Raw genomic sequence first — 11,431 nt, 5'->3', positions numbered from 1 at the left:
AAGCACCGCCGACAACCTGCTCACCATCATCACCAGTCTCGAAACCCCTTCACCCCCAACAGGTTCGGACACCGACGATGCGAGCTGACAACACCGCACACCTTCAAAAGGCCGCTGCGGACCGCCGCGAACGCACACGTCAGCGAGCCGTCGACGCCCTCGACCATCTCCAAAGCACCGGTGCCGCCGTCACCGTCGCTGGCCTCGCGCGTTCGGCGGGCGTTGCCCGCTCCTGGATCTACACCCAGCCCGACCTGCTCAACCGAATCAATACCCAGCCGGCGTCACCCCGCGCGGCGGCCAACCCACGCACGCGCGCCAGCGAGGAATCCTGGCAGCAACGGATCGAGCTCGCCCACCAGCGGATCAAAGAACTCACCGAAGAAAACCAGCAGCTCCGAACTCAACTCGCCATCGCACACGGTCAACGCAGAGCCGGGCTAATCACCGCGTCCAGGACACCGTCCACAACGCATAACCCCTGATCACGACCGGTAAATACACGACCAACCCAAGGGAACGTATGTTCTACACTACCGCCGCCCGGTGACAAGTCCCGCCACCAATCCACACCCCCGCCGAGATTGCATCCACGGCGGCACAATCTCGAATTCCGCAGCCGTAGAAGCAATCTCGGCGAGGATCAGGCCGAGGCGTGAACCGCATCGGGACCAAACCCAGCGGCGGCTCAACACCCAAACACATCGATGGCGCGTAAGCTCTCGGCAGAGATAGAGCATCAAATCGACGCGTTCGGCCTTACTGAAAGCACCGACCATGATGTTCTGGAGCGTGCAATGACCGTCAGCTATCGGCTTCTCCGCATCGCGCTCGTCGTCTTCGGCGCCGTGATGCTTCTCCTCTACCCGCTGGCCCTGGTGTGGCCGTCGGGCTGGGCGTGGCATCACGGCGCGCCGTACGATTCCGACTACTTCATGATGATCGTCGGCCTCTACGCGGTACTCGGGGTGTTTCTGTGTCTCGCGGCGCGAAAGCCCGAAAACAACGTCAGCCTGATCTGGTTCACCGTGTGGTCAAGCGTCGTGCACGCCGCGATCATGGCGGTGCAATCCCTCGACGACAGCCACCACAGAGGGCATCTGTGGGGTGACGTTCCCGCGCTGCTGCTGGTCGCGGTCGTGCTGGCGGTGCTCGTCAGAAGATCAGAGCTTCGACGCGGCGTCCTCGTCGAGTAGCCACACGGTGGCCTCGGTGCCGACGGCGCCGGCGGCGGGAATGTCGACCGGGTCGGCACCCCCGATCGCCGCCGCGACCGCATCCGCTTTGGCGGCGCCGGACACCACCAGCCACACCTCGCGGGACCGGGTGATCGCAGGCAATGTCAACGTGATCCGGCGTGGCGGTGGCTTCGGGGAATCGGCCACCCCGACCACCAGTCGCTCGGTCTCCCGCACGGCCGCGGTGTCGGGGAACAACGAGTTGACGTGGCCTTCGCCGCCCATGCCCAGCAGGTGAACGTCGAACGCAGGCGTGGGCTCTGCGCCGCCGGCTTCGGTCAGCACCTGCGCGTAGGCCTCGGCCGCCGCGTCCAGCGCGTCACCGAACTCACCGTCGCTGGCGGCCATCGCGTGCACATTCGCCGCCGGGATGTCCACGTGGTCCAACAGGGCCTCGCGGGCCTGCTTCTCGTTGCGCTCGTCATCGTCATGGGCGACGAATCGTTCATCGCCCCAGTAGATGTGCACCTTCGACCAGTCGATCTCGCCGCTGCGCTCGGCGACCCGGCCGAGAAGGCCGATGCCGGTGCCTCCTCCGGTCAGCACGATGTGCGCCGAACTCCGTCCCTCGACCGCGTTCTTGATGGACGCCACCAGGCGGTCCCCGGCAGCCGCCACCAATGCCGCAGTGCCGGAGTAGGTTTCGATCTCCCTTGTCATCGGTAGGTCACCTTGTCGATTCCGCTCAGCGCTTCATGGTAGATCTCGTCGGCGTCGAGCCGGCGCAGCTCTTCGGCCAGGCATTCCGGAACGTCGCGACGCGCCAGCGGGACGAGTGCGACCGGGCGGGACGTCCGGCTCAGCGTCGCGGTGCGCCCGTCCTGCGGCCGGCTGAGCGTGACGGTCTCACTGCCGCGGTGCAATTCGACCTTGAGAGTGCCCACCGCACGCGTGACCGCGCCGTCGATCCGGCTGGCGAGCCACCCGGCGAGGAGGTCGAGCGCCGGCTCGGACTGCAGGCCGGACACCACGGCCGACGTGATCGGCTCGTGCGGGGGATCGTCGATCGCCGACGCGAGCAACGCACGCCAGTACGTGATGCGGCTCCACGAGATGTCGGTGTCGCCGGGGGAGTACGCGGGCAGCCGGCTCTGGATCGCTGCCAACGGATCGGCGCAGCTGGTGGCATCGGTAATACGCCGGATCGCCAATCGGCCCACCGGATCCTGCGAGGGGATGGCCGGCGCGGCGGCGGGCCACCAGGCCACCACCGGGGTGTCGGCCAGCAGGAAGGGCAGCACCACGCTTTCGGCGTGGTCGGCGAGTTCGCCGTGCAGGCGCAGCACGACCACCTCGCCGGCGCCCGCGTCGCGGCCCACCCGCAGCTCGGCGTCGAGCCGGGACTGGGCGGCATCCCGGTCACCGGACAGCGTCACGATCACCCGGCACGGGTGCTCGCGGCTGGCGAAGGTGGCCGCCTCGATCGCGTCTTCGAGCGTCTCCTCGCAGTCGGGCACTATCACCAGCGTCAGCACCCGGCCGAGTGTGAGAGCCCCGCCCTCCTCGCGCAGCCCGATGATCTTCTTGTTGATCTCGTTGGTGGTGGTATCGGCCAGCTCGACGATCATTACGGCCGCCTCCATTCCCGGTCCAGCAAGTGCACCATGTCATAGGCCGACGGCGGCCCCCAGGTGCCCGACTCGTACGGTTCGGGCCTTCCCTGGGCTGACCAGTTGTCCAACACCGGATCCAGGATTTCCCAGGACAATTCGACCTCGGCGTTGACCGGGAACAACGACGGCTCCCCGAGTAGGACATCGAGGATCAGCCGCTCGTAGGCCTCCGGGGAATCCTCGGCGAACGCCGAACCGTACGAGAAGTCCATGTTGACGTCGCGTACTTCCATCGCGCTGCCGGGGACCTTCGACCCGAACCGCATCGTGATGCCCTCATCGGGCTGAATCCGGATCACGAGGGCGTTCTTGCCGAGCTCTTCGGTCATCGTGCTGTCGAACGGCAGGTGCGGAGCCCGCTTGAACACCAGCGCCACCTCGGTCACCCTGCGCGGCAGCCGCTTACCGGTGCGCAGAAAGAACGGCACCCCGGCCCAGCGGCGAGTGTCGACCTCCAGTGTGATCGCGGCGAACGTCTCGGTGACGGAGTCGTGGGCGAAGCCCCCCTCTTCGAGGAGTCCCGGCACCTTCTCGCTGCCTTGCCATCCCGCCGCGTACTGTCCGCGGGCGGTGGTCTGATCGAGCGGTTGCAGCGGCCTGGTCGCCGAGAGCACCTTGATCTTCTCGGCCTGCAGTTCGTGCGGGCTGAAGTTGACCGGCTCCTCCATCGCGGTCAGCGCCAGCAGCTGGATCAGGTGGTTCTGTATGACATCGCGGGCGGCGCCGATACCGTCGTAATAGCCTGCCCGCCCGCCCAATCCGATGTCCTCGGCCATCGTGATCTGCACATGGTCGACGTAGTGCGCGTTCCAGACGGGTTCGTAGAGCTCGTTGGCGAACCGCAGCGCCAGAATGTTCTGGACGGTTTCCTTGCCGAGGTAATGGTCGATGCGGAACACCGACTCCTCGGGAAAGACGCTGTTGACGACGGCATTGAGCTCGCGGGCGCTGGCCAGATCGTGCCCGAACGGCTTCTCGATGACCACGCGGCTCCAGCTGTGGTCCTTCTGGCGGGCCAGACCGGACCTCTGCAGTTGCTCACACACCACCGGGAAAGCATTGGGTGGAATGGACAGGTAGAACGCGTGGTTGCCGCCGGTTCCGCGCTCGGCGTCGAGCTTCTCCAGCGTCTCGCTGAGACGATCGAACGACGCGTCGTCGTCGAAGGTTCCCTGCACGAACCGAAACCCCTCGGCGAGCCGGTCCCACACCTCCTGGCGGAACGGCGTGCGCGCGTGCTTCTTGACCGCCTCGTACACCACCTCGCCGAAATCCTCGTCGGCCCAGTCGCGTCGGGCGAAACCCACCAGGGCGAACGACGGCGGCAGCAGCCCGCGGTTGGCGAGGTCGTAGATCGCCGGCATCAGCTTCTTGCGCGCCAGGTCTCCGGTCACCCCGAAGATGACGACGCTGCACGGTCCCGCGATGCGGGGCATGCGCTTGTCGCGCTTGTCCCGCAACGGGTTACGCCACGACTCGGGCATCGCGCCGGGCTCAGCCGTTGGCGCTGTCGAGTTGGCCGCGGGTGGCTTCGAGCAGCTCGTGCCACGATTTCTCGAACTTCTCGACGCCCTCGTCCTCGAGCACGGTGAACACGTCCGGCAGGTCGACACCGATGGCGGTGAGCTTGTCGAACATCTCCTGCGACTCCGCGGCGGTGCCGGTGATCGTGTCACCGGTGACCACGCCATGGTCGGCCACCGCCTCGATCGTCTTCTCCGGCATGGTGTTCACCGTGTTGGGTGCCACCAGCTCGGTGACGTAAAGGGTGTCGGAGTAGTCCGGGTTCTTCACACCGGTCGACGCCCACAGCGGGCGCTGGACGCGGGCGCCGGCGGACTTCAACGGTTCGAACCGCTCGCCGCCGAGGAAGACCTCCTCGTAGGCGGCGTACGCCAGCCGGGCGTTGGCGACGCCGGCCTTGCCCCGCAACGCCAGGGCCTCGTCCGAGCCGATCTTCTCCAGCCGGTTGTCGATCTCGGTGTCCACCCGGGACACGAAGAACGATGCGACGGAGTGGATCTTGGACAGGTCGTGCCCGGCCTCCTTGGCCTTCTCCAATCCGGCCAGGTAGGCGTCCATGACGAGACGGTGCCGCTCGACGGAGAAGATCAACGTCACGTTCACCGAGATCCCCTCGGCGATGACGGCGGTGATCGCGGGCAGGCCGGCCATCGTGGCCGGGATCTTGATCAGCAGGTTCGGCCGGTCCACGATCTTCCACAGCTCGATCGCCTGCAGGATCGTCTTGTCGGTGTCGTGTGCCAGCCGGGGGTCGACCTCGATGGACACCCGGCCGTCCACACCGTCGGAGAGTTCGTACTGCTTGGCCAGCACGTCACACGCGTTGCGGACATCGTCGGTGGTCACCGTGCGGATGGTGGCGTCGACGTCGGCGCCACGCTCGGCCAACTCCTTGACCTGGGCGTCGTAGGCGTGCCCCTTCGACAGTGCCGCCTGAAAGATCGACGGGTTGGTGGTCACACCGACCACCGACCTGGTGTCGATGAGCTCCTGCAGATTGCCGGTCTGCAACCGGTCCCTGGACAGGTCGTCGAGCCACACGGATACACCCGCCGCCGCAAGCGCCGCCAGGTTCGGGTTCTGGGTCATGTCAGGTCCTCATCACCTTCTGCTAATTTGCGATGGTGCGTTCCGCCGCGGCCACCACTGCCTCTGGGGTGAAACCGAATTCGCGGAACAGCGTCTTGTCGTCGGCGGATTCGCCGTAGTGCTCGATGGAGATGATCTCGCCGGTGTCGCCGACGAGCTTGTACCAACTCTGCGCGACCGCCGCCTCGATGGCCACCCTGGCGGACACATCCGGGGGAAGAACGCTGTCGCGGTATTCCTTCGGCTGCGACTCGAACCACTCGACGCAGGGCATCGACACCACGTAGGCGGTGATGTCCTTTTCCGCCAGCAGCTTCTTCGCCTCGACCGCCAGCTGCAGTTCTGAACCGGTCGCGATCAGAAGCACGTCGGCGTCGTCGGCCGGGTTCCCACCACCCAACACGTACCCGCCGCGGGCCACCCCGTCGGAGTCGGTGCCTTCCAGCACCGGGATGCCCTGCCGAGTCAGGATGAAACCGACCGGGCCGCTGCCGTTTCCACGGGCGACGATGCTGCGCCACGCGTAGGCGGTCTCGTTCGGGTCACCGGGGCGCACCACCGACAGGTTGGGGATCGCGCGCAGCGCAGCCAGGTGCTCGATGGGCTGGTGGGTGGGACCGTCCTCACCCAGGCCGATCGAGTCGTGCGTCCAGATGTAGATGGTGTCGATGTCCATCAGCGACGCCAGCCGCACCGCGGGACGCATGTAGTCGGAGAACTGCAGGAACGTCCCGCCGAACGCGCGGGTCGGACCGTGCAGCACGATGCCCGACAGGATCGAGCCCATGGCGTGCTCGCGGATGCCGAAGTGCAGCACCCGCCCGTACCAGTCCGCGGTGAAGTCGTCAGTCGAAATCGAGGGCGGACCAAACGATTTCACGCCCTTGATGGTGGTGTTGTTGCTGCCCGCCAGGTCCGCGGAGCCGCCCCATAACTCGGGCAGCTTCGGCGCGACGTCGTTGAGCACCTGGCCGAATGCCGCGCGGGTGGCCACCGCCTTGGAGCCGGGTTCCCAGTAGGTGAGGTCGGCGTCCCAGCCCTCAGGCAGTTCCTGGGCCAGCAGCCGGTCCAGCAGCGCCTTGCGCTCCGGCTCCCGCGCCGCCCACGCGTCGAAGTCCTGCTGCCACGCGTCGTGGGCCTGCTTGCCGCGACCCACCAACTCGCGGGTGTGGGTGATGACGTCCTCGCTGACCTCGAAGGTCTTGTCGGGATCGAAGCCCAGGATCTTCTTCGTGGCGGCCACCTCGTCGGCGCCGAGCGCCGAACCGTGCACACCGCCGGTGTTCATCTTGTTCGGGGCCGGATAGCCGATGATCGTGCGCACCGAGATGAACGACGGCTTGTCGGTCACGGCTTTCGCGGCCTGTACCGCCTCCTCTATACCGACGATGTTCTCGCCGCCCTCGACCTCCTGGACATGCCAGCCGTAGGCCCGGTAGCGGGCGGCGACGTCCTCGGACAGCGCGATGTCGGTGTCGTGCTCGATCGAGATGTGGTTCTTGTCGTAGAACACGATCAGGTTGCCCAGCTGCTGGGTGCCGGCCAGTGAGGACGCCTCACTGGTGACGCCCTCCTCGATGTCGCCGTCGGAGGCGATCACGTAGATGTAGTGGTCGAACGGGCTGGCGCCCGGGGCGGCGTCGGGGTCGAAGAGGCCGCGCTCGTAGCGGGCCGCCATCGCCATGCCGACCGCGGAGGCCAGGCCCTGACCGAGCGGGCCGGTGGTGATCTCCACGCCGGGGGTATGGCGGAACTCGGGGTGGCCGGGCGTCTTGGACTTGAACGTCCGCAGCGACTCGATGTCGGAGAGCTCGAGGCCGAAGCCGCCGAGGTAGAGCTGGATGTAGAGGGTCAGGCTGGAGTGTCCGCAGGACAGCACGAACCGGTCGCGGCCGAGCCAGTGCACGTCGCTGGGGTCGTGCCTCATCTGGCGCTGGAACAGCGTGTAGGCCAGCGGGGCCAGGCTCATCGCGGTGCCGGGGTGGCCGTTGCCGACCTTCTGGACGGCGTCGGCGGCCAGCACCCGGACGGTGTCGACCGCCCGCGAATCCAGGTCCGTCCAGTCCTCCGGGTGATTGGGCCGGGTGAGGGAAGTGATCTCTTCGATCGTGGTCACGGGGCGTGCTCTCCTTGGCTTGGCGGGCGTGTCGATCCGCTTCAACCACCCTAGTGGGGAACGCCGCGCCCAGGCACAGGTCATCCCCTTCCGCCGGGAAAGCACCCTGCAATTTCGGGGACCGGCACGCGCGGTCTACCATCCTCTGTAGTAGATGGTTGCCCGAGCTGTTGCTGAGGAGTTGGTTGCGTGAGGATTCGCGAAGGCCACCTCGTCGGGGACGTCGCCGGGGGCCCGATCCGATTCCGCGACCGCGTGCTCGGTTACATCGGTCTGACCAAGCCGCGGGTGATCGAGCTGCTGCTGGTCACCACGATCCCGGCGATGCTGCTCGCCGACCGCGGCACGGTCGATCCACTGCTGATCCTCAACACCCTGGTCGGTGGACTGCTGGCGGCCGCGGGCGCCAACACGCTCAACTGCGTCGCCGACGCCGACATCGACAAGAAGATGAAGCGCACCGAGCGCCGGGCCCTGGCCCGCGCGACCGTGCCCCGCAGTCATGCGCTGATCTTCGGTCTCGCGCTTTCGGTGCTGTCGTTCTTCTGGCTGTGGTGGACCACCAACATGCTGTCCGCTCATCTGGCGGGCGCCACCATCGCGTTCTACGTGCTGATCTACACGTTGGTGCTCAAACGGCGCACGTCGCAGAACGTGGTGTGGGGCGGCGCGGCCGGCTGCATGCCGGTGATGATCGGGTGGTCGGCGGTGACCGGCACCATCCAGTGGCCCGCGTTGGTGATGTTCCTCATCATCTTCTTCTGGACGCCGCCGCACACCTGGGCGCTGGCGATGCGCTACAAGGAGGACTACGAGGCGGCAGGCGTTCCGATGCTGCCCGTCGTGGCCACCGAGCGGCAGGTCACCAAGCAGATCCTGATCTACACCTGGCTGACCGTCGCGGCGACGCTGGCACTCGCGCTGGCGACCGGTTGGCTGTATGCGGCCGTGGCGATCGTCGCCGGCACCTGGTTCCTGGCGATGGCGCATCAGCTCTACGCCGGGGTGCGCCGCGGTGAACCGGTCAAACCGTTGCGGTTGTTCCTGCAGTCGAACAACTATCTGGCCGTCGTGTTCTGCGCGCTGGCCGTGGACTCCGCGCTGGCGCTGCCGACGCTGTTCAGCGTCTGAGCATGACCGAGCACGTTTCACCGGACAACTTCATCCGCGCAGAGACCGACCTGTACTTCGGTAACGTCGTGCGCGACGGTGTGCTCGGGCGCTTCAAGCACTTTCGTGACTTCGGTCCGCTCGACAACCAACTCGTGGTCCGGCAGAACCGCGACACCCTGTATTCGGTGGCCGTCTTCGACCTCGAGGCCGGGCCCGTGGCCGTGACGTTGCCCGACGCCGGCGATCGGTTCCGTTCGCTGCAGGTGATCACCGAGGACCATTACGTACCCGAGGTGATCTACACCGCCGGTCGTCACACCTTCGACCGGGACGGCATCGGCACCCGTTACGTCATGTTGGTGCTGCGCGTCCTCGTCGACCCGACCGATCCGGCTGATCTCGCCACCGTGCATGCGCTACAGGACGGCATCACCGTCGATCAGCGCTCGGCCGGCAGCTTCGAGGTCCCCGACTGGGATCCGGTCAGCCAGAAGGCCGTCCGCGATGCACTGATCACGCTGTTCGGCACGCTGCCCGACTCGAGGCAGATGTTCGGGCCCGTCGACGAGGTCGACCCGGTGCGCAGGCTGATCGGGGCCGCGGCAGCGTGGGGAGGCAACCCCGAGCGCGACGCCCTGTATCTGACCGTGAATCCGGACACCAACGACGGACAGACGGTGCACCGGCTGACCGTCGGGGATGTCCCGGTCGACGGCTTCTGGTCAGTCACCGTCTACAACGCCGAGGGCTACTTCACCCCGAACCCGGCCGACGCGTACTCGGTCAACAGCGTCACCGGGGTCAGGGACCCCGATGGCTCGGTGACGATCCAGTTCGGGGGCGCCGCAGACCTCATCGGTGATGGCGTCAATCACCTTCCCGTCACGCCGGGCTGGAACTATCTGGTGCGGCTGTACCGTCCGCGGCCGGAGGTCCTCGACGGGTCTTGGACCTTCCCGGCGGCCGAGCCGGTCTAGAACTGCAACCGGATACATCGTGATGTGCCGGATCTGATTTCGGCGACCGGCCCGTTCGCAGAGAGCGGTTCCGAGGCGACGTTCGAGGACAGACGGAAGCAGCCCCCTCGCTTCCGAGGGGGCTGTCCCGTGCTGCGCGGTTCGCCTTACGCGTCGCTGTCGGACGTGTCGCCGGAGCCCGAATCGGACGTGTCGCCGGCGCCAGAATCGGACGTGTCGCCGGCCGGGGTGTCCTCTGACCCGGGGTCACCGGCATTGTCGGTGTCGGTGTCTGCCGTGTCGTCCTCGGCGAGGTCACCGGAGCCCTCGGTCTCCTCCTCGGCCCCGGCTTCGGTGGTTTCGTCGGTGCCATCGTCGACCGGTTCGGTGACGGTCTCGCCATCCTCGGTCTCACCGTCGGCCGGCGCCGTCTCGTCGGTAGGTGCGGGCTCGGTCGGCACAGTCGTCGAGCCGTCCTCGTCGGCCGCGGCCGCATCCTCCTCGTCGGTGTCGGTGGTGACGGCGACCGTCACCAGATCGGCCTCGGCACCGAGTGCGGTCGAGGACACCTGCGTCAGTTCCGTTTCCGCAGTGGTGGTTTCACCGGTTTCGTCGGCTTCGTCGTCCTCTGACAGTGCCGCCAGTGCCGCAGCGATCGCCTTCGGCAGTTGCACGAACAGCGCATCGATGGGGCCGTCCTTGCTGAACACGCCCGGGAAGAACTCCCATTCGGCGGCCACGCTCGGCTGATATCCGTTGAGGAACGCGTTGAGCACCTTGGCGGGCGCGTTGACGACCTCGCTGACCGCCGTCACCCAGTCGCCGTCGTAGATCGAGGCAGACACGACGTTCAAGATGTCGGTGAGCTGGTAGATCGCCGTGATCGGGGGACTGAGCAGGGAGTACGCGTAGCCGGTGGTCGCGTTGTCGGAGACCAACAAGGTGTCCAGGACCGCGCCGACGGCCGTCAAGCCGAAATCGCGCGCAATCTCGCCGGGGATCTTGAAGACGGGCTCCAGTGGCCAGCCGAGTTCGCCGAGCCCGAAGATGCTCCAGCTGGTGATGGTGGCGAAGGCCTTGGTGAACTGGCCCTGCAGTACGAAATCCCATGCGGTCTGCAGCGCGGCAGGGAGCTTGGCGTAGTGCTCCGCGGTGCCTGCGTTCGATTCCTCCAGACCTGTCGTGATGGTGGCAGCGTAGGTCGAGAGGTTCCCGAAGAACCGCTCCAGGCCCGGAGCGGGGTTGAAGACGGCGGAAGCGATCTCGCTGTACAGCGACGAGGTGGTGATGATCTCCCACGCTGCGGGCAGGCCTTCGGTGAGAAGCCCCGCACCCTGAGTGCCCAGGTTCTGCACCGTCGTGGCGATGGTGTCTCCCCAGACACCGATCGGATCGATCCACGCGGACAGTTCGACAGCACGGTCCTGGGCAGCGGGCAGGGTGGGCGCCACCGGGCCGATCGCGATAACGGATGCCCCGGCAATTGCCACAGTAGCGCCCAGCAACTTAGTAGGTCGGGGAGGGTTGGGGGATAGGGCGGACCAACGATGGTCCGCAGGGTTGGCACGACGGGCCAATTGCACGGTGACTCCTGTGGGTACGACGGGACGTGTAGCCGCGAGGCTAGCTAGAGATTAGCTTTGGCTAACCTAAGTAACAAGTCCTCTGTCGTGCATGGCAAACTCACAAGAAGTAACCGAAACGCCGCTACTCGCCCCGCTCACCGAGAATGTGTGGGGCATTGGGCGTGGGCGGGCGGCCGTCCGAGGGGTGGCCCGCGGC

10 protein-coding genes are annotated in these 11,431 nt (G+C 66.7%); 4 read left to right on the top strand and 6 right to left on the bottom strand.

Going from position 1 to position 11,431, the window contains the following annotated elements; genetic code table 11:
* Nucleotides 1-77 precede the first annotated feature (77 nt).
* A complete protein-coding gene (locus BN976_RS20180) occupies nt 78-485 on the top strand; it encodes a DUF6262 family protein (RefSeq protein ID WP_011779374.1) in 408 nt (135 codons plus the stop codon).
* Nucleotides 486-797: 312 nt separating this feature from the next.
* Nucleotides 798-1,196 carry a DUF6632 domain-containing protein gene (locus BN976_RS20175; RefSeq protein ID WP_011779930.1) on the top strand — a complete coding sequence of 133 codons (399 nt, stop codon included), beginning with the start codon at nt 798-800 and terminating at the stop codon, nt 1,194-1,196.
* On the opposite strand, the gene pgl is transcribed toward BN976_RS20175, so the two are convergent.
* The 5 genes from pgl to tkt are packed head-to-tail and all read right to left on the bottom strand — an operon-like array spanning nt 1,164 to nt 7,580.
* Nucleotides 1,164-1,898, bottom strand: a complete 735-nt coding sequence (gene pgl / locus BN976_RS20170) for a 6-phosphogluconolactonase (protein WP_036373106.1) — start codon at nt 1,896-1,898, stop codon at nt 1,164-1,166. The genes BN976_RS20175 and pgl overlap by 33 nt on opposite strands.
* Nucleotides 1,895-2,806: a glucose-6-phosphate dehydrogenase assembly protein OpcA gene (opcA, locus tag BN976_RS20165; protein WP_011779932.1), complete on the bottom strand. Its 912-nt coding sequence runs from the start codon at nt 2,804-2,806 to the stop codon at nt 1,895-1,897. The genes pgl and opcA overlap by 4 nt, the downstream gene beginning before the upstream one ends.
* The gene (gene zwf / locus BN976_RS20160) at nt 2,806-4,335 is read right to left on the bottom strand and encodes a glucose-6-phosphate dehydrogenase (protein WP_011779933.1); all 1,530 of its coding nucleotides are present in this window, start codon (nt 4,333-4,335) and stop codon (nt 2,806-2,808) included. Before zwf ends, opcA begins: the two co-directional genes overlap by 1 nt.
* A gap of 10 nt (nt 4,336-4,345) precedes the next feature.
* The gene (gene tal / locus BN976_RS20155) at nt 4,346-5,464 is read right to left on the bottom strand and encodes a transaldolase (protein WP_011779934.1); all 1,119 of its coding nucleotides are present in this window, start codon (nt 5,462-5,464) and stop codon (nt 4,346-4,348) included.
* Nucleotides 5,465-5,486: 22 nt separating this feature from the next.
* Nucleotides 5,487-7,580: a transketolase gene (gene tkt, locus BN976_RS20150; RefSeq protein WP_011779935.1), complete on the bottom strand. Its 2,094-nt coding sequence runs from the start codon at nt 7,578-7,580 to the stop codon at nt 5,487-5,489.
* A 189-nt stretch (nt 7,581-7,769) separates the two neighbouring features.
* On the opposite strand from tkt, the gene BN976_RS20145 reads away from it, so the two are divergent.
* Together BN976_RS20145 and BN976_RS20140 are read left to right on the top strand one after the other, a co-directional pair.
* On the top strand, nt 7,770-8,711 hold the full coding sequence (locus BN976_RS20145) for a heme o synthase (protein WP_011779936.1): 942 nt from the start codon (nt 7,770-7,772) through the stop codon (nt 8,709-8,711).
* A 2-nt stretch (nt 8,712-8,713) separates the two neighbouring features.
* Entirely contained in the window at nt 8,714-9,670 is a 957-nt protein-coding gene (locus BN976_RS20140) for a DUF1254 domain-containing protein (RefSeq protein WP_036373103.1), read from the top strand.
* Between the two features lie 146 nt (nt 9,671-9,816).
* On the opposite strand, the gene BN976_RS20135 is transcribed toward BN976_RS20140, so the two are convergent.
* Entirely contained in the window at nt 9,817-11,139 is a 1,323-nt protein-coding gene (locus BN976_RS20135) for a hypothetical protein (protein ID WP_235622086.1), read from the bottom strand.
* Nucleotides 11,140-11,431 lie beyond the last annotated feature (292 nt).

The sequence above is a fragment of the Mycolicibacterium austroafricanum genome, assembly GCF_000612725.1.
Taxonomy (GTDB): Bacteria; Actinomycetota; Actinomycetes; order Mycobacteriales; family Mycobacteriaceae; genus Mycobacterium; species Mycobacterium austroafricanum.
This window is presented reverse-complemented; position numbering and strand designations above follow the sequence as displayed.